Raw genomic sequence first — 24,292 nt, forward strand, 5'->3', positions numbered from 1 at the left:
GTCGTGGTTCTAGCTTAGAAAGCGAAAGCTAGTTCGTCGGGGATTTGATCATTGGTGCTGGGATCGTGCCGCCGTTGAGTTCGCTATCTTTGAAGACCGGTCGTCCGTCATCGGCAATCTTGCGAGTTGCCGTTTCGTCTTTCACTACAGACTTCGTGGAATTCTTCGAGTCCGCCGAATCGGTAGCCGGCTTCGCATCATCTTTAGAGGCATTGCCCACAGTAGGCACTGGTGCCTTGGACTCACTCTTCTTCGTGTCGGCCTTTGCCTTCTCGCGGATGCTCTGCCCCGGTAGTGGCAACGTTGCGTAGTTGGCGGAATTCCCTTCCGCCTCCACGGCCTTGTCTGCAGACTTCGTGATGGAGTTGTCGTTGAGATCCACCAGTCCAGGAGCCCCCGGTGCTACTAAGCCAAGCGCTTTCGCTTTTTTTGCCAGCGCCTGCGGAGCTGACAGCGATTGAGCTTCCTTGAGTAGCGCCTGGTTTTCTTGCGAGAGCACGCGTTCTTGGTTTCGCAAAGACACAATGTCATATTGTCTTTGGGCTACCGACGTGTTCATCAGCACGAGCGTAACTATCACTGAAAATGCCACGACGACCAGAGCAATCACCATGACCAACATCGAACGCTTGTTGGTCTCGTTAATACGCGGTACGAGTGAGAGCGTAACGCGCTGGCGCGAATCAAGCTCTGGAAGTTCACTTGCAGCCACTGGTTCCGGACGAACGGCGCGAGCAGCACTACCGTCGACAACCGTCTGTGCGGTCATTGCGGCGGTCTTGGTGACTCGACGTTGGGCTCGTTGGGTCATGGGCTAGCTCCTTTTCAGAACTCTTTCGACCGCACGCAAGCGGGCCGATGCAGCACGTGGATTTTCTGCGATTTCTGCTTCTGTCGGCTTCTCGGTGCCCTTGGTGAGTACCTTGAATTCGGGCTTATGCTCTTCCAGCTCAACTGGAAAACCCGGAGGAGCTGAAGAGGTAGAACCCTTGACGAAGTGACGTTTGGTGATTTTGTCCTCGAGTGAGTGGTAACTCATGACGACCACCCGGCCGCCAATATTCAGTGAGGACATCGACGCAGGTATAGCTCGTTCCAAAACGTCAAGCTCTTCATTCACCGCAATACGCAATGCTTGGAAAGTTCGCTTTGCGGGGTGCCCTGAGGTGCGTGCTGCAGCAGCAGGAACTACTGAGCGAATAACCTCGACCAGCTGAGCTGTCGTCGTGATTCGTTCTGTGGCTCGCGCCTCCACGATGGCTGTAGAAATCCGACCCGCAAATTTCTCTTCGCCCCACTGACGAATAATCCGTAGCAGTCGCTCACGGTCCAGGTCGTTGACCAAGTCTTCGGCAGTTGGACCAACCGAGGTGTCCATACGCATATCTAGAGGCGCATCGTAGGAATATGCAAAACCTCGTTCGCGCTCATCGAGTTGCAATGAGGAAACACCAAGATCAAAAAGTACGCCGTCGATTCCCGGGAAACCCAGGTCTTCCACCACGTCCGAGATTTCGTCGTAGACCGCATGCACAAGGTCTACTCGATCTTCGAAAGGCTTTAGACGAGCTCCGGCAAGCTGGTGAGCCTGCTCGTCACGGTCAAGACCGATCAGGTGGAGATTGTCGAAGCGTTGCAGGATCGCCTCGGAGTGTCCACCCATTCCTAAGGTGCAGTCCACAACAACGGCTCTACGTCCGTCGGCATTGGCGCGCTCGATGCCCGGTGCCAAAAGATTGACGCATCGATCCAGTAATACCGGAACATGTCGCTCCGAAGCTGGTCGTTGAGAATCTTGATTCGGCACTGCGCCCCCTTTTCGCTGTTGTTGTCTCCGCTGGAATCAGATCCCCATCCAACCTCGTGTCGATGAATTTTGATCTGGATCCGGGGAAGTGGAGCCAGAGCAAGTCACCGTCAAGGTGGCTGGAGATCTCATCCCAGCGTTCTTGTTTCTGTGGAAAACACCGGAACCCGCAATGGGTTCTAGTCTTCGTCCGTTTCGGAAAATACTTCTTCCTGTTCTTGCAAGTACTGTTGCCAGGCAGTGGAGTCCCAAATTTCGATTCGGTTTCCCGCACCGATGACCGTCACTTCACGGTCCAAGCCTCCGTAGCTACGCAATACCTGCGGAATCGTGACTCGTCCTTGTTTGTCTGGCAATTCGTCAGAAGCGCCTGACAAGAACACACGCGCATAATCTCGTGCTTTACGCGAAGTCAGTGATGCCTGAGCTAGTTGCTCATGTTGCTTCTCAAACTCGCGCTGGCTAAAGACATAGATGCAACGTTCCTGCCCTCGGGTAAGCACTAGGCCAAATGAGAGCTCGTCACGATATTTAGCAGGCAGAATTAGTCGACCTTTTTCATCGAGTCGGGGCGTGTACGTTCCAAGGAACATGCACACCGCCTCTCCCGCAAAGTGGTCCAATTACCCAATTCCCTCTACTGCACTCCACTTTACTCCACAACCCTCCACTGTCAACGCAAACAACGCGTTTTCGCGAGGTGTTGGAATTAAAAAAGGCCTTGATTTCGCGGGTTTTTCCCAGCTTCTGTTGTGGAGGGTCTAAGGAAGAATGGACCGACAGTTAAGGAGTTCTGACGTAAAAAGGCCGAGATACCGCTGTTTATGGGCGGAATCTAAGTTTGGGGAGCACTATGGAGGGGTGCGGGGAGGAAAGTGGGGGTGGGCAAATACCCCATAAAACCCGTTACCTAGGAATCTGCCGAGAATTGTGCCGGCGCCTGTTGAAGGTCAATTAAAAGAAAAAGAGGTGCAACCCCACAAAGGGTTACACCTCGAAAACAAAAATCTATCCGTCGGACTGGTCCCGCTTACGCTGGTTCCATTTCTCTTCCAAACCGCTCATGAACGGCGAATTTCCTGATCCCGATGGCTTGGAATTGGCCGGAGCTTTGATGCCACCGACTTTTCCTTCCGCCGATTTAGCAAGGGCCAGAAGAACGCCAGCGAACATGGCTGCGAATCCGATAACACCGACAATGATCAGCTGCTGGGAAATTCCAAAGATGAGACCACCGAGTCCCACGATGACCAGGAGCGCACCAAGCGCAATGTTGCGCGTTGAAAGACGACCAGTACTTGCTGGAGCCTTCATGCTGGAAGCGAAGCGACGATCCTCGTGCAGTTGCTTCTCCAACTGCTCCAATAGACGTTGCTCATGCTCTGATAGGGGCATCGCCTTCTCCTTCCAATCACTTCCGAAGCGGTCCACCACCGCCTACAGGTATAACGCACAACCACTTGGAATCGTTCCCAATCGGTATTTGCTACCTACTTATTAGGATAGTCTCTTTTGCCGCTCCCCTGCTAGTTGATCTTCAGCACTTTCAGGCAACTCCATCATTGTGAGTGGCAGACCTATTTTTCTTTAGGTCGCAGGAACCGAGCTGGAGACAAACCGAAGCCAGGAAAACGTTGGCTTATTTCGTCAGCAACTCTTTCAGCTTCACGGGTTTTTCCTTCTATAGGGTCCAGACTCAACTGTATTCCCAGTTCAGGATCGCTTAGCCTTTCCGCTTTGACACCCACCAGCCTGACGGACTGAGATAGCGGAGTCATGCGGCGCAACAGTTCGACGGCATGTTGACTTATAGTCGCCGAGGAGTCGGTCGGTACCGTCATAGCCCTACTTCGAGTCACTCCGGTAAAGTCCTGATACTTCAGTTTTAGCCCCACCCCTGACGCGGCCTTTCCAGAGGCCCTTAGGCGCTGTCCAATCCGGTGGCCCAACCTCAGCAGTTCTTCCTCCAGCACCTCGACATCCTTCACATCACCAGCAAAAGTATGCTCAGCTGAGATACTTTTCTCCTGCCGGGTAGTTTGCACGTGACGGTTATCGATACCGTGGGCCAGCAGATGCAAAGAACGTCCATGTTCTCCAAAGCGTTGGATCATTCGGGATTGCGGCTCGGTGGCCAACTGCTCGATGGTTTCAATTCCCAGGGCGTGCAATTGTTCCCCGGTTTTCTTTCCCACTCCCCACATCGCTGACACCGGGAGCTGATGCAAAAATTCTGTAGTTCGCTCTGGAGCGACGACAATGAGGCCGTCTGGCTTCGCATGTGTCGAGGCGAGTTTTGCCACGAACTTGTTTCTCGCAATGCCCACGCTCGCAGGAAGATGCAGTTCTTCTGCCACATGCGCACGGATCTTATGTGCGATTGCTACCGGTCCACCATGCAATCGCATACTTCCAGTCACGTCTAAGAAAGCTTCGTCGATACTTACCTGTTCGACCAGCGGCGTAATGGTCTCAAAATAGTTCATAATCTGTGCCGAAACTTCGGTATACACGCTATGTCGAGGTTCAATGATCGTGGCCTGAGGCATCAAGGCTATGGCTTGGCTCATTGGCATGGCCGAACGGACCCCACGTGCGCGACAATCATAGGAAGCCGAAAGCACTACGCTACGACCGCCAGGGAATCCCACGATGACTGGTTCGTTAAGTAGCTCTGGTCGGTCGCGAAGCTCTACCGATACGAAAAACGCATCCATATCCACGTGTAGAATTGCGCGATTTTCCAGATCTGCCATATCCCTAGTCTAATGAGCGACCCGACGGTTCTGCGGACCACGAACAATCCTGAGAAGTCCGCCGATCCAGTCTCCGTGAGCGCGGTACAAAGATGACTGTAGAGTTGACAGTATCCGTTAGTAGTTCACGCTTAGAAAATGGTTTTTCATGTCCTCGCTTGAACCTCTGTCAGCTCTGGTATCCAAAGCTGAACAGATGAGTCGTACTTATACCGATGCGGTCGCCAAGCTTCTGGAACAATTCTTGTCTTCAAAAGGTGACGAAGTTGCTCAGATTACCTCCAGCGCCACTGAAATTGTCAGCAGCATCCAAGACTTAGTACGTGGCGGTAAACGCCTGCGTCCGCTCTTTGCGTACTGGGGATACCTCGGCGCGGGAGGAAATCCAGATGACGAGAATATCGTTCGTTTAGGCGTTTCTCTGGAGCTATTTCAGGGTGCGGCCCTGATCCACGACGACATCATTGACAATTCCGACACTCGTCGCGGACAGCCAAGCGTGCACAAGAGATTTGAAGCGCAGCACTCATCACTCGGTCTAACCGGTGACGCCGCCGCTTATGGAATGGCAAGCGCCATCCTAACTGGCGACCTATGCCTGTCTCTGAGTGAAGAAGTATTTGCCGAGATTGATGGGCTCAATTCAGCGACTCGATCCATTTTTAATAGGATGCGACTGCAAGTCATGGCCGGGCAGTACCTCGACGTCCTGGAAGAGTCAGCCGGCTCTGCCTATGATCCGGCAGAAGCCGTGAAGCGCGCTCGAACTATCGTGCGCTTTAAGTCTGCAAAGTACTCGACGGAGAACCCGTTTTTATTAGGTGGGGCATTAGCTAATGCCGGTGCAGAATTGCTAGAAAACTATAGCGCGTTTGCATTGCCGCTAGGTGAAGCCTTCCAACTTCGCGACGACGTTCTTGGCGTCTTCGGTGACCCTTCAGTGACTGGGAAGCCAGCGGGAGACGATTTGCGTGAAGGTAAACGTACCGAATTGATCGCCCATGCGTTGGCAAAGTCCGCCCCAGCGGAACGAGACTTCATCCAAGACCGCCTCGGTGCCTCCGATATGAGCGACGTTGAAGTAGAGAAGATGAGCACAATTTTGAAAAGCTCGGGAGCCCTTGTGGAAACCGAAGCGAGTATTAGCGAACTGACGGAGCAGTCTCTTACCGCACTCAAACGCATCACCGTTGCGGACTTGTCGTTGGCAGGGATGCATTACCTCAGCGACATCGTCACCAAACGCAGTAAGTAAACAACCTTAATTTCATAGGCATTTGGCAGTGGCCGACCACGAACTTTTTGTTCGTAGTCGGCCACTGCTATTTCCAGCTTCGATTGCCGGGCACCGTCGATGTGTTTTCGCAAATACCCCAGCACGAACTAAGGTCCCGAACATGTGGTTATCAACAACACGTTCGAGACCTAAGTTTTATGAAATCTTTACGATTAGTTCTGCTCAATTACCAAGCTAGAGCTTGAGCCCTGCGTCGGATTTCTGTCTTGCGCCCAGTACGAAGGGCATTCATTGGAGTCCCTGGAAGCGATTCGTCTTCGGTGAATAGCCACGTGATGGCTTCTTCATCCGAGTACGCAGCATCCAGCAGGACCGACAACGTTCCCTTAAGACTTTCCACGACTGCACCATCAAGAACGAAGTCAGCGGGGATTGACCGCACGTTTCGCTCTCCGATTCGCACAGAGATAATGGCTCGTTCATCGAGTAACCGGTGTATTGCCCGGATATCGACATCAAGAATTTCGGCTAAGTCCGGAAGAGTCAGCCACTGGCCAACGGTTTTTTGAAGTTCATTCACCTCTTAAGGTTCCCACAAAAAGGTAAACCGTGCAGAAACTTCTTCCCGACTCGCCACAATGGTTTCCTTGCGCCCCACTAGTAGTGTAAATTTTCATGTATCACTTTGATAACAATTTCAACACGAACCACATTGGCCCCGTTGCCAACGAGGACGTGCGAACGAAGTTGTTACCTACTCCACTGATTTGAGGATTCACTCCATGCCCCACGAATCGAGCAATGCAGCTAAGCATGCGCTAGGCGTCGTAGCTGGCGCCGCTATACCTGCCGCGGTGATCGGCAGTCTGGCGTTAGCTCCAGCGGTACACGCGGCACCTGTTTCAGTTCCACAGAGCCCGAGCGTGCTTGCACCTAAAAGCGTCTCGCCAGCAAGTCTAAAAATTGCTGAAAGCCAAATCAAAGCTCACTTACTCGCTTCACGAGTTTCAACTCTTGGTCTGCCTGCGCAGCGCAGCACCAAGGAAATTAAAGTTGAACCGGGAGCTTCCTTGTGGAGCATCGCCAAGGAATACAACACTTCGATCTCCGAACTAAAGAAGATCAACAATCTCAAGAATGATGTGATTGTCGCCGGGAAGACGCTCAAAGTCCCTGGCAATGCGTCATCCTCGAAGAAAAAGTCTGCTCCGCAAACCCAGCAGAGTTCTTCTTACACCGTGCAGAACGGCGACACCCTAGGTGGTATCGCTGCCAAGCACGATATGAGCCTGTCTAGCCTGTTGAGCAAGAACGACATATCTGCCAGCACTTTGATCTTCCCTGGCGATAAGCTCACCGTTGCAGGGAGCTCTAAATCATCTGCGCCAAAGAAAGATTCGCAGCGCAATAGCTCGAACTCGGGTCAGGCAACATATACCGTCAAGGACGGCGATACTCTCGGAGCCATTGCAGTCAAGCACAATATGAGCCTGTCGACACTGCTTAGCAAAAACAATCTCTCAGCTTCGAAGTCGATTTTCCCCGGTGATAAGCTCACCGTTTCTGGCAAGTCAACAAGCAACAACTCAGACTCTAAGTCGAGCTCCCCTAAATCAACATCGGGCTCCTCGACCTACACCGTCAAGAGTGGCGATACCCTCGGGGGAATCGCAGTCAAGCACGATATGAGCCTGTCGACCTTGCTCAGCAAGAACAACATTAGCTCCGGTAAGCACATCTTCCCAGGCGATAAACTCGTTGTTTCAGGCGGTTCCTCGGAATCGAAAAACACCGAAAAGAAGAGCTCACCAAAGAAGTCGGGCAACGCAACTTACACTGTCAAGAGTGGTGACACCCTCGGCGGCATCGCCGGTCAGCACGATATGAAGCTGTCTGCGCTGCTGAACTTGAACCCGCAGGTAAGCTCGCAGACTGCGCTGAAGATCGGTGAAAAACTCCGAGTCTCAGGTTCTTCGGTATCGCCAAATGGAAACATTGAAAAGAAGAAGGACCGTAAGATCGGTAATTCTTTCTTGGGCCGCACCTACCCAGATGCCACCGTGAACAGTGCCAACGAGAATAAGAATTACCTCGATTCCGTCTCGGTCCCAAGCCGCGACGAGATGAAAGCAATAATTCGTTCCACTGCGAACAGCATGGGAGTAGACCCGTCGCTCGCAATGGCACACGCCATGCAGGAGTCTGGCTTCGACATGCGTGCTGTATCCCCTGCTAACGCCCTTGGCACCATGCAGGTCATTCCAAGTACCGGCGAGTGGATGTCATCTCGTCTAGGACGCGATCTGAACCTTCTGAAGCCTCAGGACAACGTCGCAGCCGGTGTTGCTACGATTCGTTTCAACTTGGATAACACCAACAGCCTGGATGAAGCAATCGCATCCTACTACCAGGGCTTAGGTGGAGTTCGAAAGTACGGGATGTTCGAAGACACCAAGCGCTACGTTGCTAGCGTCAAATCTTTGATGAAGCAGTACAGCTAGACATAAGAAAATGCGGGTAGGTTCCTTTCGGAACTTACCCGCATTTTTTGTGCTCAGCCAAATTGTTCAGACACTATGATGATCTCTGCGATGTCGATGCAATGGCATCTCAATGACGACCTTGGTCCCTTGCGGTTCCGACTGCATCCACTGGATTTCACCAGATAATTCGCTAGTGACCAATGTGCGGACGATCTGTAGGCCCAAGCCTTCACGCCGTGGACCTGCCGGCAAACCATGCCCGTCATCCTGGATCACTACTCGTAGCCAGTCTTTACCATCGTGTCCGCTGTAGCGGTTAGCTAGCAGCCCGACCTCACCATCACGGTTCGCTAACCCGTGTTCAACCGCGTTTGTCACCAGCTCGTTGATGACCAGCGACAATGGAGTGGCTAAATCGGCGTCCAGCATCCCGAATTCACCTTCACGCCGGGTTGCTACACGCTGGCCGGGCGAGGCAATTTCGACGATCAGCCTGAATTGACGATCCATAAGATCATCAAATTTTACGGTTTCGTTCAGACCCTTAGATAGGAAGTCGTGTACCGAGGCGATGGTCGAGACACGACGCATTGCTTGTTCAAGGCCTTGTTTACCCTCGTCGGAGCTCATACGACGTGACTGCATACGCAGTAGGGCTGCAACCGTCTGCAAATTATTCTTCACCCTGTGGTGAATTTCGCGAATGGTGGCGTCCTTGGTGACGAGTTCTTTCTCCCGACGCCTAAGTTCGGTGACGTCTCGGCACAATACCAAGGCACCCCACCGTTTGGATTCATCACGAAGTGGAATGGCACGCAACGAGAGCGTCACTCCGGAGAACTCTACTTCGGTACGCCACGGCATTTTCCCTTGGAGTACTAGGGGCAAAGTTTCATCGACTACACGACGGTCACTAACCAGTGCCATCGTGAGATCTGCTAACGGTTGTCCTTGGAGCACTTCGGCTGCTCCCAAACGGCGGAAGGCCGACACAGCATTGGGGCTCGCATACTCCACCACACCGTCGACATTTAGTCGGATAAACCCGTCGCCCACTCGCGGCGCACCGCGACGCGACCCAGTGGGGCTTGCAAAATCGGGCCACAGACCACGAGTGCCCATGGTCAATAGGTCATCGGCGCTCTGCCGGTACACCAGTTCAAGATTTGAGGGGGTTCGAGCTTGATTTGGATCGAAGTGTGAAGTGATCACCGCAACCGATCGATGCTGACGCACCAATGGGATCGCTTGGACCGAGGTCAGGCCGGAGATCAGTTCTGCGCTTGGTTGCTCGGCAGATTTCTGCACCTTTTGGCTCTCCCAAGCCTGATCAACCATCATTCGCAGATCCTTGCGGATCCGTTCGCCCACAAAGTCGGTATGGAATACCGTGTGGGACGTTGACGGTCTTACGTGCGCGAGAGCCACGTAAGAACCGTCCCCGGTGGGGAACCAGAGAACCAAGTCTGCGAATGCTAGATCCGAGATTAGTTGCCAGTCCCCCACCAGTAGGTGCAGCCAGTCCTCATCACCGGGCCCGAGATTTGCGCGTTGACGTTGTTGCTCGGTAATGAGGGCCATTAGCGGGTGTTACCTCCGGACGATGGAACGCAGAAGGCGAAGGGCTACAGACAGCGACGCCATGTCGTCGCGTCCGAGGCTGTTTACTTCAGCAAACATTGTCTTCGCACGATCAAGGTTAGCCGCGTTTGCCTCTTCCCAGGCCGCAACACGCTCTGCCGGGTCGGCAATCTGTGCGCCGTTATCCAACACATTGCCTGTGAGGTCCACAAGCGTCGTGTACAGATCATCACGCATTGCCGCACGAGCCAAGGCCTGCCAGCGGTCTGAACGAGGCAACTTGGTGATTCGGTTCAGCAAATCATCGGCACCAAATTCGTTGTAAAGCACGAAGTAGGTCTCAGCGATCTGCTGCGCTGAATACTCTGAGCGACCCACTAGATCGGCAATATCTAGCAACGTGTAGGACTCAAACTGCGAGGCCCACATGCTGGCCCGATGCTCATCGATTCCATTGCTGACGGCGTCTAGCTGCCATTCGGTGTATCGCTCAAGATCCGAGCCCACAAGGAAGGTCGGCAAGCTTTTACGTAGCTGGCTGACAATCGGCTCGTAGGTGTGCACGATGTCATCTACCGGCTGCTGCTGATCGACGCGGTTGATGAACCAACGGGTCGTACGATCGAGCAGACGGCGCATGTCATGGTGCTGACGTCCCCAGTATTCGACGTCCGTGCCGGCCCGCTGGACGTTGATTGCAGCGAACTGACGGTCGAAGCCGTATACATCGCGCAGTGCGGTGAACATCTTTGCGATCTGGACCTCATTGGCACCAGTCTCTTCCATGGCACGGAAGACATAGGTGACGCCACCGATATTGATCATGTCGTTGGCGACAACCGTCGCAATGATTTCACGACGCAACGGGTGCGTCTCCAACTGGTCCCCAAAACGCTCAACGAGCTGTTCTGGGAAGTAGCGGCGCAACGTTGCAACGTAGTACGGATCATCTGCCAGGTCTGATTCGGCTAACGCGTGGGCGAGCTGAATTTTAGCGTAGGCGGCGAGCACCGAAATTTCTGGTGCAGTCATTACTCCACCGGAGTTCTTGCGCTCTTCGAGTTCCTCGTTACTTGGAAGGAATTCCAATTCACGATTCAGATCCGCGTGCTCCTCCAACCACTGCATGAGTCGTTCGTAAGCTGGAGCCCAAACTTTCGCTGCATGCTTCTCGTTGAGTAGCAATACGTTCTGATCGAAGTTGGTCTGCAAGACCAGGTCGCCTACGTTGTCGGTCATGGACAAGAGGAACTCGCTTCGTTCCTCAGCGGTCAGCTGGCCGGCCTTGATCTGGCGATCAACGAAGATCTTGATATTCACTTCGCGGTCAGAGGTGTCAACACCAGCCGAGTTATCAATCGCGTCGGTGTTGAGCACAACACCATTTTGCGCGGCTTCGATACGGCCAAGTTGGGTCATGCCAAGGTTTCCGCCCTCACCAATAACCTTGACTCGGATGTCTCGTCCATCAACGCGGATCGCGTCGTTTGCACGGTCTCCAACCTGCCCGTGAGTTTCGGCGCTAGATTTCACATACGTGCCGATACCGCCGTTGTATAACAAGTCGGCCGGGGCCGACAAGATGGCCTTGAGCAATTCGTTAGGGCTCATCTTGGTCACCGAAGCGTCCAAGCCAAGAACTTCACGAACCTGTGCGTTGATGGGGACCGATTTCAGGCTGCGGGAGTAGACCCCGCCACCTTCGGAGAGCAAGTCCTTATTGTAATCAGCCCAGCTAGAGCGAGGTAGATCGTACAAGCGCTGACGCTCGACAAAAGCTGCTTCTGGTTCAGGATTTGGATCCAAGAAAATATCGCGGTGGTCAAAGGCCGCCACCAGCTTTACCGTGCGGGTTCGCAGTAGGCCGTTGCCAAAAACGTCACCGGACATGTCGCCCACGCCTACGGCGGTGAATTCTTCACTCTGTGTGTCCACACCCAGCTCGAAGAAGTGACGCTTAACCGATTCCCATGCACCACGAGCGGTAATTCCCATGCCCTTGTGGTCATAGCCCACTGACCCGCCGGAGGCGAACGCGTCGCCTAACCAGTGGCCCTTATCCTGGGAGATCGAGTTTGCGATATCGGAGAAGCTTGCGGTTCCCTTATCCGCGGCGACAACAAGATATGTATCGTCGCCGTCGCGACGCACTACATTCTTCGGGTACTCAACGTGTTCTCCGTTTTCATCCGTGATCAAGTTGTCGGTCAGGTCCAACAAGGTTTTGATGAAGACTCGGTATGAAGCTTTTCCTTCTTCCATCCAAGCCCCACGGTCCACGGCAGGATTAGGCAGCTGCTTAGCGTAGAAACCGCCCTTAGCACCGGTTGGAACGATCACTGAGTTCTTCACCATCTGTGCCTTGACCAGACCCAGTACTTCGGTGCGGAAATCTTCGCGACGATCCGACCAGCGTAGGCCACCACGAGCTACCGCGCCGAAACGGAAATGTACGCCTTCTACACGCGGCGAGTAGACCCACATTTCATGTTTTGGACGCGGGAATGGTGCGAAGTCAATTTCTTCTGGAGCCAACTTGAAAGCAAGCGCCACACCATCGGTGAAGTAGTTGGTGCGCTTGGTCGCTTCGATGACCTTCACGAATCGGCGAAGAAGAGTATCGGCGTCTAGCGTCGGTACATTCTCTAGAGCTTCGGTGATCTGAGCATGAGCCTGTTCGCGTGCCGAAGTCGAAGCCTCAGCGGACAAGGAAGGATCAAAGGTTGCCTGGAACAGTGCAACGATTCCGTGAGTTACCGCGGCATTGTTCACCAGAGTAGAAGCAATGAAGCCAGTGGAGTTCGAGACACCAAGCTGCAACAGGTAGTGAGCGTAGGCACGAAGCATCGCCACTTCTTGCCAGGTTAGACCTTCGCGCAGCACTAGAGCATTGAGCTTGTCCGATTCAGCTGCCGAGCGAACCACTGCCGAATATGCGTCGGCAAGTTTGCTTTCGATGGCAGAGAAATCAATTTCCGGATCAACCTGCAAACCCATGTCATAGATGTAGCGTTCCCCCAGACCGTCTGGGCTCAGTTCGAATGGTCGTTCGTCGACGACGTCCAGTCCAAGGTCTTGAAGTACAGGCAGGATGCGCGAGAGCAGCAATGGACGATCAACAAAGATCTTCATGCGCTTGGTGACCGGAGAGCTTTCGTCATAGGGTGCGTCGTAGAAGGAAACTACCGGCCCCTGGTGTTCCGGGTCATTCAACTCGGTGAGCAAGTCTATGTCGGACAGCGCATCTTCAATTTCGAATTGCACCTTGTATGCCTCGGGGAAAGCACCGGCCCAAGCGTTTGCCAACTGGTTAGCATCTCCCGAAGAGAGGCTAAGGCGTGCGGTGTCGGTGATCGCGTCGCTCCAGGAACGAACAGCCTTAGCGATTCGGTCTTCCAGTGCCTTACGGTCCACGACCGGGGCAAGCCCGTGGTGTTGCAGGCGCAGGCGGTAGAAGAGACGAACCAGCGCACCAGCACCAAGTTGTGCCTCGTATTCGGTGGATACCGGGTTGAAGCTTGAGGCAAGTTCCTTTTCAATACGCTGACGCACATCGGTAGAGAATCTGTCACGAGGCAGGTACACCATTGCGGTCACAAAACGCCCGTAAGAGTCGGTGCGCAAGAAGACCGAGGTACGCCGACGTTCCTGTAGTCGCAGAATACCCAAAGCGATTTCGGTGAGTTCTTCAATTGAAATCTGGAATAGTTCATCGCGCGGGTACGCTTCCAGAATCGTGACAATGTCCTTGCCCGAGTGCGAATCGCCAGCAAAGCCAGTGTTTTTTAGTACTGCTTCAACCTTTTCACGAACAACCGGTACGGTCTTCACGCTTGAGGTATAAACCTTCGAAGCGAAGAGGCCGATGAAACGACGTTCGCCGTTGACCTCGCCGTTAGCATCAAAGCTCTTCACACCCACATAATCGAGGTAGACCCCGCGGTGCACTGTGGAGCGTGAGTTGGCTTTGGTAATGATCAGAGCGCTCTTATCGCGGGCCATGGCACGTCCGCGCTTAGTCAAATGCTGTGGACCCTGATTCTCCAGTTCACGCATCAAACCTAGACCGCTGCCTTCTCGGGCAACCAGAACATCTTCACCGTGCTCGGTGCTGAGATCGTAATGACGGTATCCCAAGAAGGTGAAGCGGCCATCAGACATCCAGTTCAGCAGCTCAACGGCCTGATCTAGTTGCGCGATGTCCCCTGCATTTGCGGTCTGTGGCAATGTTGCAGCGATGTCTTTTGCACGATCAAGCATGGCTGGCCAGTCTTGGACAGCGATACGCACATCCGACAAAACCTTATTTAGGTTTTCGACGATGGTCACGGCTTCTTCGTCGCTCAGGTCCCGAGCGACCTCCACCGAGATCCACGATTCAACCTTAGTGTGGGTATCAAGGGAGGTCAGTGTGCTGAGATCTGACAGTGCGGCAGTATCTCCACTGGCAACATGCTGTAATCCAGAGTGTGACAGCTTCTTGATGAACCCACTCTCGCGGTCACGCGAGACCACGAATGTTGGGTGAACAACTAGCTGGATAGGCGCCGAAAGACGAACCAGTTCCGCGGTGACGGAGTCAACCAGAAAGGGCATGTCATCGGTGACGATATGTACCACCGAAACGCCGTTGTTGCGGGTGATAGATACGTTAGCTGTGTCAACGTCACGGCCATATCCAATTTCTAGGTGTGCAGCCACACGCGCTTCAAGTTCATCGGGCGTATACGCCGCAACGTCCTCTTGCGCTGTTTGGCCATAGTACTCGCCCACCAACTGCGTGGTGAGTGTCGCATCCATAAATGATTCTGACATGTTGGATTCCGACGAGTTCAAGTGAACGCCTCCAAGAACGAAATTCTTATCAATCCGCGTCTTTGCGGATCTCCGATGTAATCCACACTACCGTGTTTTCGTTTGGTCAAGTTCATGCCTTTAGCCAAATCGACGACTCAACCGTTTCTTCCTCTTATCCAAAGATTTAATGCCCACCAAGCCCTTGATTTCAGAACGCAATGTACTTTTAGGGGCGATTTCAGCCAAAGGTGATCCAGCAAGCAACGCGGCGTTACAGCTCACGATGTCCTGTGGAAGATAACCGGCAATAGTATGACGCGGTCCAAAACGGTCCCATGCCTCCAAAAGACGGCGTTTGGGACTGTGACCAGTATTGGCAGTGCCGAGCTTGTTGAAAAGAATTTGAAGATCAACACCTGGTATTTGTTCTTCAAACTCATCGATGGCTCGAAGTGCTCGAGGAATTCCCACGCTATCGGCAGCAACAACCATGAACACTTCATCGGAACTACGCAGCATTTCTACGGTTACCGCATTGCGTTGGGGTGCTTGCGTGTCAAAGCTGAGTTGCTCGTCTAATTCGATGGGAGATGCCACGTCCAGCACCACCAGATCATGATGTTCGCGAAGCACTTCGGTGGCACGGCGTAATGCAGACGCACGTACTTCTGGCCACCTGCTTGCACGAGGTAATCCGGTAGCCACTTTGATAACTACCGCGGCAACCTCAACACTAAGACACGTTGCAGCTAAACGGGCTGGTTCTTTGGATCCCGAATCAATGACTCGACACAATTGGGCGATAGACGCAGACTCATCCAACAATCCCAGCTGTATTGAGATCGAGGCGGCAAAAGTATCCGCGTCAAGTATCACCACTGATTGCCCTACCAAGGCTGCTTCCACCGCATAGTTCAAGGCAACTGTGCTTCGCCCTGGCGAACCTGGCGCTCCCCAAAAACACACAATTTTTCCGTTTGTACCATCGGAGTCCGTGCTGTTTGACGCTGCGATCCCAGCATCTACTCTCACCGGATGGGTCAGTTTGCGAAGTGTTCTCAGGACAAGTGGTTCTAATTCCATCATCGAGATGTTTGGTTCAACTTCCAGAAGACCGGTAATTATGTTCTCTGCCCGCGGCTTGTCGTCAAGGAGCACCAACACAGTGTGCAGAGCGGCTATCGCATCAATCTGTTCAACCGGGGGCAAAAGCTCGCGGCCCGAAACCAATAGCACGTCGACCGCACCAACAGCACATACTGCGATTGCTTCAGCAATATCTTCACACACGCGCGTCACCATAAGTTCGCCTCGGTAGCCCTCGATTTGGCGCACCACATGCTCATCGTTTCCTAAGACAACAACGGTGATACTCATTGTTGGGTTCCGGCAGGATTGTAGATAACAATAATTCTTGATTCATTGGCTAGGGCTTGGAGCAAAGGTTCAAGGTGAGTCGGCTCAACGAGCAGTTCCAGATTGGTACCGGTTTGGTTCACCAGCCCGCCGGCTCTGGCCACCCTGGCAGATACCTCAACCATGCTCGCTAGTTGTTCCGGTACCCCATAGGTTGATCCTGCTTTTTCACGTTGCGCGATCCACACGTCCACAAAACTGCCCGGAGTGATAGCGGGCGTTAGGTCAGCGGGAAGTTCAATATTAATTGGACGGCGCGAGCCTAAGTCTTTGTGCGTGATCGAAGAGTTCGGGATGAACTCTCCTTCACCGATAAACGTATTGGCGCGTGCCTCACTGATCAATTCCGGGTTCGCTGCTAGATATTGTGTGTCTGACTCACCAAGTTGGACGTTTTCAATCCTGAGGTTTTGAAGCGTTAGCTCTTCTCCTAGGGTGATGTTGGCACCTGCGACATAGACCTCTGTCGTGTGGTTCAGCTCGCGGACCAAATATACGGTGCCAACCACAGAAGCGACCACCAGTACTGCGCCCAAAGCAAGTCGAGGATCCTTCCATGTAGGCCGCTTGACCCGGGCCGCTGTTGTTGAACGAGATGCGCTACTACTCTGTTCACCAATCATTGTTTATCCTTTGACCGCGCTAGTTGGTTGTTTCGCGAGCCTACGACAACTTGCGCGCGCTGTGAACCCTAAGCCGTTAGGGTGTGGATTAATTTGACCCGGCGACTTGGAGCCATCCAATGGTTTCCAAAGGTATAAGTTGATAACCAGTGATACTGCGATCACGAGCAAATTCGTCATGCGGATGAATCGCGATGATGAGGAAGTCTGCGCCTACCTGCCACAATGTCCCTTCGGCAGCCATCTGGCCGCTGACATCGTAAATAACAACTCGTTGTCGATCGCGTAATACGCCACGAACTACGGCCGCAAATTTTATCGGGGATAAACGGCCACCCTGATTCAATTTCATCGATGGCACTCCGAGCGACCGTAATGCTAGCCAGCGAACCAACCATCGCGTCCCGTCGTTTTCCAAACAGAAGTACTCGGTGGCAACCGGTCCGAGCCGGGCATTGAGTTCTACTCCCCCGGTCAGCTTGACGTCCACGGTTGAGCTCTGCATCTCCAACAGACGGTTACGCATGTTTTCGGTAGCGCGCTCAACTCGGATACCTTCAGCTATTTCATCGCGTAATTGTGCTGCATGTTGTGCTTCCGCTTGCGCCTCAAGGTCTTCAAAGAAAGATTCCCACCGCATGCGCCAACTGTACGAGAGAAGAGTTTATTGCGAAACCCTCTTCCCTAAATTGACTTAAAGTGTCATGATCGATATCTAATAACATCAAATTGCATCTAACTCAACTAAGTGAGGCAAAGCAATGATCCGTCACAGGAGGACCTTCATCATTTGTTTGCTAGTCTCTGCTTGCTCTGTAGTTGCCCTTGCCGTGCTCGATTGGGTACGTTCCACCGGTCCGCGCTTCGAAGCGGACGGCGACCTCTTGCAGAACTCATTGATTCTTTTTCTCTGTGCGGCAGGCATCTGTGTGTTAACGGGTCTTCTCGCCTACGCAACGCTGCGCATCGCTATCTTCGCAGCACGACGCGGACATACCGGACTTTTAGAACTCTTTTGCCAGATAGCCCCAACGCTGACCCGTCGGATCTTAGGCTCCGTTGTGGGCACTAGCTTGGCATTCGCCTCTACCGGGCTCGCCCAAGCCGCACCCTCTGCCATTGCGCAAGTTTCCTCTTCTCAGAGCGAAGAACTTGCGGCGTTTTCAGATGACAGAGTTGCGGTGAACGCACAACCGAATACGACTGTTCCCACCCCTGGCTGGTTGCCCGGCTCGCTAAGTATTCCGATGAATCGGTTGATGGGTTCGGGAAAAGAGCGCAATCGGCCAGTACCCGATAAGGAAGTAGTGATCGTTGCGTCAGGGCAAACGCTGTGGAGCATTGCCCAACAAATGTTGCACAGCGACGGGTCGTCTGCAGAGATTGCCAAGTTGTGGCCGCAAATATACGAGATGAATCGCGAGGTGATTGGAGAAGATCCGAATATGCTCCAGCTCGGTCTTGAGCTGAAACTACCCGTTATCAACTAAGGAGGAAACCAAAGTGAGTATTGAATCAGACACGATCACCGAGCTCAGGACCGAATCGGCCAATCAAACTTGCGCCAATGTTCCGCTGCGTATCGCTTCAGGACATCGTGAGAATAATAAAGCGAGATCGCCCCAGCAAATTTCGTTGGCAATGGATCGGATCTTCCGCCGCCATGCGGTGACTACCTCCGAACGCAAAACCGTAATCGAGCTCTCACACGCTGTGTCTCGGGCCGTCTTTGAGATCATCGCCGGTTACCGCTCGGTGGGTCAATTAGCGTTTGTTATGGAACCCGAATGCGTGAAGAAACTTCGTGCCCAAGCGATTCTGCAAACCGGAGGATATACACTTCAGCCCGAACCCGGGACGAGTCATGGGCAAGTCCGATCACTGCACCTTTGGCCCACACTCTCTGGAGCCTATGAATGTTCGGTAATTATCGCGTTTAAACACCGCGTCCGCGCCGTAGCTCTCAGAATTGAGCCATGGCACGGACGGTGGCAGATCACAAGCGTCGAAACAATTTAGCGGCGCTTGGCCTTCTTGTTTTTCTTGGCTGCCTTAGCGGGATTGGAAGCCTGTTCAGCCTGAGTGCTAGCTTCACCGTCTTCGTCGGGCCCAGTGAACTGCAAGTTCTTTGGAGAAGCTGGCGTTTGTACCGCCGCAGGGCCGTCAGTATTGGTCTCGCTACTGGTAGGAACTTCGAGATTGAACAATGTTCCGATGCTTTCCTCGCGAATGGATTCCATCATGGTCTGGAACATGGTGAAGCCCTCGCGCTGATACTCGACCAATGGGTCACGCTGTGCCATGGCACGAAGGCCGATGCCTTCCTTGAGGTAATCCATTTCGTAGAGGTGCTCTTGCCATTTACGTCCAATGGTAGAAAGCACTACACGGCGCTCAAGATCACGCAGAACCTCAGAGCCAATGGCTTTTTCACGAAGTTCATACTGGTACTTAGCATCGGAAAGAATTTCCGTCTCCAAGAACTTTGGCGTTAGATGCCCCAGCCCGTTGACCTCTTCGACAACCTCGTCGATGGTCAAGCCGATGGGATAGAGCTGCTTGAGGTTCGTCCATAGCTGCTTCAGATCCCAGTCATCAGGATTACCAACCAAAGTCACTTCATTAACCATGGCGGTGACAACATCTTCGAGGAAGTGACCTACCTTCTCGTCGATATTGGCACCCTCTAGGATGGCACGACGATCAGCATAAATTGCTTCACGCTGACGGTTCATCACGTCGTCGTATTTCAGCACGTTCTTACGCTGTTCGGCGTTTACGCCTTCAACCTGAGCCTGAGCAGATTCGATTGCCTTAGAAACCATTTTTGATTCGAGTGCCACGTCATCTGGCATCGATGGATTGTTCATAATGCGTTCGGCCATACCGGAATTAAAGCGTCGCATCAGATCGTCGGTCATCGACAGGTAGAAACGCGATTCGCCCGGGTCACCCTGACGGCCGGCACGACCACGAAGCTGGTTGTCGATACGACGCGATTCGTGACGCTCAGTACCGAGTACGTAAAGTCCACCGAGTGAGGTGACTTCTTCCGCTTCGCTGGCAACGGTCTTTTTGGCCTTCGCAAAGACCTCGTCCCATAATTTGTTGTACTCTTCGGGATTATTCTCTGGATCTAGTCCGCGACGTTCCATCTCCGCTACGGCTAGGAACTCGGCGTTACCACCGAGCATAATATCGGTACCACGGCCAGCCATGTTGGTGGAGACGGTGACGCCGTTTTTACGACCTGCCATAGCGACTACGGCCGCTTCACGCGCGTGTTGCTTAGCGTTGAGTACTTCGTGGCGAATGCCTCGCTTAGCGAGCAGACGCGAGAGATACTCACTCTTTTCCACGCTGGTGGTACCAACAAGGATTGGCTGGCCACTTGCGTGACGTTCAGCGATATCTTCTACAACGGCGTCAAACTTAGAGATTTCATTCTTATAGATCAGGTCAGCCTGATCGTTTCGAATAGCCGGGCGGTTAGTGGGGATTTCCACCACGCCGAGCTTGTAGGTGCCCATGAACTCGGCGGCTTCGGTCTGAGCCGTACCTGTCATGCCCGAGATCTTTTCGTACATGCGGAAGTAGTTCTGCAACGTAATAGTGGCCAAGGTCTGATTTTCAGCCTTGATGCTGACATTTTCCTTGGCTTCGATTGCCTGGTGCATACCTTCGGAGTAACGACGACCTTCAAGTGCACGTCCGGTATGTTCATCAACAATCATGACTTCGTCGTTGACTACGACGTAGTCCTTATCCTTCTTGAACAGTTCCCTTGCCTTGATGGCGTTATTCAGGAAACCGATCAATGGCGTGTTGTTCGACTCGTAGAGGTTATCGATACCTAAATAGTCTTCGACTTTTTCGATGCCTGCTTCGAGCACACCAATGGTGCGCTTCTTCTCGTCGACCTCATAGTCGTCATCGCGGTCAAGGCGCTTCACGATTTTAGCGAATTCGGTGTACCAGCGGTTTACGTCGCCCGAAGCCTGACCCGAAATGATCAGTGGCGTACGAGCCTCATCAATCAGGATCGAGTCGACCTCATCAACGATGACAAAGTTGTGGCCACGCTGAACGAGTTCTTCCTTATTCCAGGCCATGTTGTCGCGCAGGTAGTCAAAGCCGAATTCGTTATTCGTACCGTAGGTAATGTCGTTTTCGTACTGCTTACGGCGAGCCGCAGGATCCATATTCGACAAGATGCAACCGCAGCTCAAACCGAGGAACCGGAAGACACGTCCCATAAGCTCTGATTGGTACTGCGCCAGGAAGTCATTGGTCGTCACCACGTGGACGCCCTTACCGGTCAGCGCATTGAGGTAAGCCGGTGCTGTCGCAACCAAGGTCTTACCTTCACCGGTACGCATTTCAGCGATATTACCCAGATGCAATGCGGCGCCACCCATGAGCTGTACGTCAAAGTGCCGCATGCCAAGGACTCGGTCAGAGGCTTCGCGCACCGCAGCAAAAGCTTCCGGAAGCAAAGCTTCGAGCTTCTCGCCTTCGGCTAGACGAGCACGGAACTTATCGGTTTCGGCTTTAAGCTCCTCATCCGACATTTCGCGAAATTCGTCTTCCAACGTATTGATCGTGTCGGCGTAAGCTCGAAGAGTCTTTAAAGTCTTCTTGTCGCCGGTACGTAAAATACGCTCTAGCAATGATGCCACGTGGTAGCTCCCAATATCTCAAGCACAGTAAATTCTGGCGTCTTTAGTCTACGTGAGGAAAACAGCACAATCTGCTATTTCCCGGGGCGATTTGATGTTCTACAAGCGAAAAAGAACTGCACTGACAGCCCGTTCACAGAAAATATTTCACTTCGCCTAAGCCGAGCCAATTGGCCATCCGCTCAAGTTCAAAATCGAGGGCCGCAGAAACTTCAGTCGGCGCATGACTCTCGTAATGCACCGAATTTACCTGTAATTCGCCGCCCGCGCGGTCCGCTTTTAGATCGACCCTACCAATGAAGCGGTCACCGTAAAGCATCGGAAATACATAGTAGCCATACTTCCGATTCTCCTTAGGCACATAAATTTCGACACGGTATTCGAAATCAAAAAATAGTTCGAGGCGTCGCCGGTTGAAGACCATGGAATCGAATGGGGCCAATAACCGCAGATCAGGTACGATATTCCGAGGAATTTTTGTCTCTGGCAACAGATAGCACTGTTCATTAATGTCTTGAACTTGCACCTTCTGGACTAGCCCGTGCTCTGCTAGAGATTCCAAAGCACTTCCCACTTCCTTTAGCGGAAGTCGGAAGTACTCTGCAATGCAGTGCTTAGTCCCGATCCCCTGGGCCGAAAGGGATTCCAAGACTAACCTTCGCAGCGCGTCTTCTCTAGCTCTACTTTCTACGTTCTGAAGAGTAGGCAGGACTACTTGCCCTAAAGCGAACAATCGTTCAAATCGTGAGTTTCTGCCTAACGCGAGAATTTTTCCCTGAGCAAAGAGCGATTCAGTGACGATCTTGGTGTCATTCCAATTCCATCCCCAGTGTTCTCGATCTTTCATCGCCGCTACGTCCAGAGCAATACTCAATTCACGAGCACTGGTGCCTGGGTGTGCTTCGAGATAGACAAGCACTCGGTCAGCCAATGCACTGAGCTCACTATCAAAACTTTCCGAACGGTCTACCCAGCGACGGCGCTGCCACGGAATAAGGTCCGGCACCAGATCACTACGCACATAACTGGCCTCATGAGCCCAGTATTCGGTGATTGGCCCATGCTGTTGCGACACAAGCGTGTCTAAAAGCGTGGTGTCGTAATGACCTAATCTTACGAACAGTGGAACGTAGTGGGCTCGCTTGACCACATTGATCGAATCGATCTGCAATTGCGCAATCCTGCCAAGAGTTCCTTTGAGATGCCTTGGGGAGATTTTTGCTTCGGTGCGGGGACGAGACAGACCTTGGGCGGCCAACGCGATTCTGCGGGCTTGAGGTAAGCCCAGAGTGCGTTGACCGCCCAGGTCGTTCGAGTTGTTAATGACTAACCCTCAGTTGCCAAAGCCTTATCGCGGTAGCCGCGAATTTCGGTTGGCAGTTCGTCGCTTTCACTCAATGAAGGGTCAAGGGTGATCACACCGTACTGGTACTGGGTTCGTCCGTAAACTACCGAGTGCGCACCGGAGGCTTCATCGATGAACAGGTAGAACGGGTGCCCAACTAGCTCCATGCGGTCTACTGCATCATCGACACTCATGACTTCTGCTGGGAAGACCTTGCGGCGAATAACAACTGGTGAGTATTCCGCTTCCTTCTCGTTAGCCTGAGCCTCAGCGATTGCTTGTGCTTCGAGAGTTTCTTCAACCAGCGACTTGCCGCTTTGCACTACCGGCAACGTACTGGTCGCCTCGTGAACTGCGATCGGCGCATGGTTTCCGCGATGCACTTTCTTCTTGTCACGTGCCTTGCGCAGTCGTTCAAGGAGCTTTGCGAATGCAATGTCGAATGCCGCAAATTTATCGGCTCCACGGGCTTCAGCACGAATGGCCGGCCCCTTGGAAACGACCGTCAATTCGACGCTGAGCGCTGTGCTCTGATTGCGTGCATGTGTTTCCTGGACAACTTTCACATCGATGCGCTGGACCTTACTGGCCAGCTGATCAACTTTCGTGATTTTCTCGTCCACGTACTCACGGAATCGATCCGAAACGGTGATATTACGTCCGCTGTAATTCAGCTCCATGGTGTCCTCCAATAGGGAGTCGGGTGACACAACAGCCCGGGGGTTTCCTCCCCCAAAGGCTGAAGATGGGCCTTCGCTGCATCTGTGATGCAACCCATACTTCACCCTATGCCACTTCCGTCAAGATTCAAGTACCCAACCGCTAGATTTCATATCGCGTTCAGCGAAATCGTTTAGTCCTCGTCATCGATAGGGGGTTTCGTATAGGCAAGAACGACCGCACCAACCACGTCATAACCGGCGTCAAAACAGGCAATCGCAGCTTTGCGCAACGTAGCTCCGGTAGTAGTTACATCATCGATCAGGAGGATCGGCTGCCTTAGTTCTGCCGGAATTTCGGCAATCAACGGCGAGTCGCCACCACGTCGAGCCGAACCTGACTTAGATTTCTGCGCTCCGCTCAAAAGACGCCCGAACCGATAATGCAACAAGGGTGCCGTTCGAGTGTGCGCGGCCAGAAGGCCCCTACGTTGCGCCTCGTGCAGCATCACCTGGACCGGACGATAGCCACGAGTACCTATGGCACGCACTGAGCTGGGCATGGGAACCAACAACGTGGGTTGATCGAATAGTCGAGGAGGGCAGGCAGTGTTAATTGCGGCGGCCAGAAACGGCGCAAATTCTTGTGCCAAAAAATAGCGTTGCTGATTTTTGAAGGACAAGATCGCGCGGGCCAACTCGTTACGATAAATGCCGGTCGCACTGACCGGTAGCTGCCATTGAAGAGTAGGTAATTCAACATAGAACTGGAGTTGCTCACCGAGTGGGGGCAAAAATAATTGCTGGTGAACCTTGCGCCGGCATTCGGGGCAAAGCCGAAAATCGGCACGCTCGCAAATTGCACAACTCGCAGGTAATAAAAGGTTTATCGTTTCGCGCACTGCAAAC

At 53.0% G+C, this 24,292-nt stretch carries 19 protein-coding genes; 4 read left to right on the top strand and 15 right to left on the bottom strand.

Annotated features, from left to right (window positions below; genetic code table 11):
* Positions 1 to 28: 28 nt before the first annotated feature.
* The 5 genes from ACX5K5_RS10365 to dinB all read right to left on the bottom strand — a co-directional run bounded on the left by ACX5K5_RS10365 (position 29) and on the right by dinB (position 4,563).
* Positions 29 to 811, bottom strand: coding sequence for a cell division protein FtsL (locus ACX5K5_RS10365; RefSeq protein WP_188685713.1), 783 nt, complete (start codon positions 809 to 811; stop codon positions 29 to 31).
* 3 nt (positions 812 to 814) lie between these two features.
* Complete coding sequence (rsmH, locus tag ACX5K5_RS10370; protein WP_188685712.1) at positions 815 to 1,807, bottom strand: 16S rRNA (cytosine(1402)-N(4))-methyltransferase RsmH; 993 nt, start codon at positions 1,805 to 1,807, stop codon at positions 815 to 817.
* A 179-nt stretch (positions 1,808 to 1,986) separates the two neighbouring features.
* Positions 1,987 to 2,400: a division/cell wall cluster transcriptional repressor MraZ gene (gene mraZ / locus ACX5K5_RS10375; RefSeq protein WP_105673483.1), complete on the bottom strand. Its 414-nt coding sequence runs from the start codon at positions 2,398 to 2,400 to the stop codon at positions 1,987 to 1,989.
* 415 nt (positions 2,401 to 2,815) lie between these two features.
* Complete coding sequence (locus tag ACX5K5_RS10380; protein WP_096257139.1) at positions 2,816 to 3,202, bottom strand: SCO2097 family morphological protein; 387 nt, start codon at positions 3,200 to 3,202, stop codon at positions 2,816 to 2,818.
* 182 nt (positions 3,203 to 3,384) lie between these two features.
* On the bottom strand, positions 3,385 to 4,563 hold the full coding sequence (dinB, locus tag ACX5K5_RS10385) for a DNA polymerase IV (RefSeq protein WP_170947912.1): 1,179 nt from the start codon (positions 4,561 to 4,563) through the stop codon (positions 3,385 to 3,387).
* A 196-nt stretch (positions 4,564 to 4,759) separates the two neighbouring features.
* Here dinB and ACX5K5_RS10390 point away from each other — a divergent pair, with 196 nt between their 5' ends.
* Entirely contained in the window at positions 4,760 to 5,818 is a 1,059-nt protein-coding gene (locus ACX5K5_RS10390; RefSeq protein WP_096257165.1) for a polyprenyl synthetase family protein, read from the top strand.
* A 208-nt stretch (positions 5,819 to 6,026) separates the two neighbouring features.
* Here the strand turns inward: ACX5K5_RS10390 and ACX5K5_RS10395 are convergent, their stop codons facing one another.
* The gene (locus ACX5K5_RS10395) at positions 6,027 to 6,380 is read right to left on the bottom strand and encodes an Rv2175c family DNA-binding protein (RefSeq protein ID WP_096257140.1); all 354 of its coding nucleotides are present in this window, start codon (positions 6,378 to 6,380) and stop codon (positions 6,027 to 6,029) included.
* 202 nt (positions 6,381 to 6,582) lie between these two features.
* Between ACX5K5_RS10395 and ACX5K5_RS10400 the strand changes: the two genes are divergently transcribed.
* Positions 6,583 to 8,301 carry a LysM peptidoglycan-binding domain-containing protein gene (locus ACX5K5_RS10400; protein WP_096257141.1) on the top strand — a complete coding sequence of 573 codons (1,719 nt, stop codon included), beginning with the start codon at positions 6,583 to 6,585 and terminating at the stop codon, positions 8,299 to 8,301.
* Between the two features lie 66 nt (positions 8,302 to 8,367).
* Here the strand turns inward: ACX5K5_RS10400 and ACX5K5_RS10405 are convergent, their stop codons facing one another.
* The 5 genes from ACX5K5_RS10405 to ACX5K5_RS10425 all read right to left on the bottom strand — a co-directional run bounded on the left by ACX5K5_RS10405 (position 8,368) and on the right by ACX5K5_RS10425 (position 17,340).
* Entirely contained in the window at positions 8,368 to 9,864 is a 1,497-nt protein-coding gene (locus ACX5K5_RS10405) for a sensor histidine kinase (RefSeq protein ID WP_096257142.1), read from the bottom strand.
* Between the two features lie 9 nt (positions 9,865 to 9,873).
* Entirely contained in the window at positions 9,874 to 14,679 is a 4,806-nt protein-coding gene (locus tag ACX5K5_RS10410; protein ID WP_459174360.1) for an NAD-glutamate dehydrogenase, read from the bottom strand.
* Positions 14,680 to 14,799: 120 nt separating this feature from the next.
* Positions 14,800 to 16,038: a CpaE/TadZ family protein gene (locus ACX5K5_RS10415; RefSeq protein WP_459174361.1), complete on the bottom strand. Its 1,239-nt coding sequence runs from the start codon at positions 16,036 to 16,038 to the stop codon at positions 14,800 to 14,802.
* Positions 16,035 to 16,700, bottom strand: coding sequence for a hypothetical protein (locus ACX5K5_RS10420; protein WP_459174362.1), 666 nt, complete (start codon positions 16,698 to 16,700; stop codon positions 16,035 to 16,037). The genes ACX5K5_RS10415 and ACX5K5_RS10420 overlap by 4 nt, the downstream gene beginning before the upstream one ends.
* An 88-nt stretch (positions 16,701 to 16,788) precedes the next feature.
* The gene (locus ACX5K5_RS10425) at positions 16,789 to 17,340 is read right to left on the bottom strand and encodes a hypothetical protein (RefSeq protein WP_459174363.1); all 552 of its coding nucleotides are present in this window, start codon (positions 17,338 to 17,340) and stop codon (positions 16,789 to 16,791) included.
* Between the two features lie 190 nt (positions 17,341 to 17,530).
* On the opposite strand from ACX5K5_RS10425, the gene ACX5K5_RS10430 reads away from it, so the two are divergent.
* Together ACX5K5_RS10430 and ACX5K5_RS10435 are read left to right on the top strand one after the other, a co-directional pair.
* The gene (locus ACX5K5_RS10430) at positions 17,531 to 18,190 is read left to right on the top strand and encodes a LysM peptidoglycan-binding domain-containing protein (RefSeq protein ID WP_188685696.1); all 660 of its coding nucleotides are present in this window, start codon (positions 17,531 to 17,533) and stop codon (positions 18,188 to 18,190) included.
* A gap of 13 nt (positions 18,191 to 18,203) precedes the next feature.
* Positions 18,204 to 18,719: an Rv3235 family protein gene (locus ACX5K5_RS10435; protein WP_096257147.1), complete on the top strand. Its 516-nt coding sequence runs from the start codon at positions 18,204 to 18,206 to the stop codon at positions 18,717 to 18,719.
* Here the strand turns inward: ACX5K5_RS10435 and secA are convergent.
* From secA to ACX5K5_RS10455, 4 genes are all read right to left on the bottom strand, one after another.
* Positions 18,716 to 21,379, bottom strand: coding sequence for a preprotein translocase subunit SecA (secA, locus tag ACX5K5_RS10440; RefSeq protein ID WP_096257148.1), 2,664 nt, complete (start codon positions 21,377 to 21,379; stop codon positions 18,716 to 18,718). The two genes, ACX5K5_RS10435 and secA, sit on opposite strands and share 4 nt — an antisense overlap.
* Positions 21,380 to 21,512: 133 nt before the next feature.
* Positions 21,513 to 22,550 (bottom strand): winged helix-turn-helix domain-containing protein, encoded by a 1,038-nt coding sequence (locus ACX5K5_RS10445; RefSeq protein WP_443463726.1) that lies wholly within the window; start codon positions 22,548 to 22,550, stop codon positions 21,513 to 21,515.
* A 155-nt stretch (positions 22,551 to 22,705) separates the two neighbouring features.
* Positions 22,706 to 23,404, bottom strand: coding sequence for a ribosome hibernation-promoting factor, HPF/YfiA family (gene hpf, locus ACX5K5_RS10450; RefSeq protein ID WP_096257150.1), 699 nt, complete (start codon positions 23,402 to 23,404; stop codon positions 22,706 to 22,708).
* Between the two features lie 173 nt (positions 23,405 to 23,577).
* Positions 23,578 to 24,177: a ComF family protein gene (locus ACX5K5_RS10455; protein ID WP_096257151.1), complete on the bottom strand. Its 600-nt coding sequence runs from the start codon at positions 24,175 to 24,177 to the stop codon at positions 23,578 to 23,580.
* Between the last annotated feature and the right edge of the window lie 115 nt (positions 24,178 to 24,292).

Source organism: Glutamicibacter bergerei (assembly GCF_054495185.1).

Bases quoted from the DNA above. Each gene is read 5' to 3' on its own strand.
- ACX5K5_RS10365 (WP_188685713.1), bottom strand. From the start codon at position 811: ATGACCCAACGAGCCCAACGTCGAGTCACCAAGACCGCCGCAATGACC.
- mraZ (WP_105673483.1), bottom strand. From the start codon at position 2,400: ATGTTCCTTGGAACGTACACGCCCCGACTCGATGAAAAAGGTCGACTA.
- ACX5K5_RS10380 (WP_096257139.1), bottom strand. From the start codon at position 3,202: ATGCCCCTATCAGAGCATGAGCAACGTCTATTGGAGCAGTTGGAGAAG.
- dinB (WP_170947912.1), bottom strand. From the start codon at position 4,563: ATGGCAGATCTGGAAAATCGCGCAATTCTACACGTGGATATGGATGCG.
- ACX5K5_RS10390 (WP_096257165.1), top strand. From the start codon at position 4,760: ATGAGTCGTACTTATACCGATGCGGTCGCCAAGCTTCTGGAACAATTC.
- ACX5K5_RS10400 (WP_096257141.1), top strand. From the start codon at position 6,583: ATGCCCCACGAATCGAGCAATGCAGCTAAGCATGCGCTAGGCGTCGTA.
- ACX5K5_RS10405 (WP_096257142.1), bottom strand. From the start codon at position 9,864: ATGGCCCTCATTACCGAGCAACAACGTCAACGCGCAAATCTCGGGCCC.
- ACX5K5_RS10410 (WP_459174360.1), bottom strand. From the start codon at position 14,679: ATGTCAGAATCATTTATGGATGCGACACTCACCACGCAGTTGGTGGGC.
- ACX5K5_RS10415 (WP_459174361.1), bottom strand. From the start codon at position 16,038: ATGAGTATCACCGTTGTTGTCTTAGGAAACGATGAGCATGTGGTGCGC.
- ACX5K5_RS10420 (WP_459174362.1), bottom strand. From the start codon at position 16,700: ATGATTGGTGAACAGAGTAGTAGCGCATCTCGTTCAACAACAGCGGCC.
- ACX5K5_RS10425 (WP_459174363.1), bottom strand. From the start codon at position 17,340: ATGCGGTGGGAATCTTTCTTTGAAGACCTTGAGGCGCAAGCGGAAGCA.
- hpf (WP_096257150.1), bottom strand. From the start codon at position 23,404: ATGGAGCTGAATTACAGCGGACGTAATATCACCGTTTCGGATCGATTC.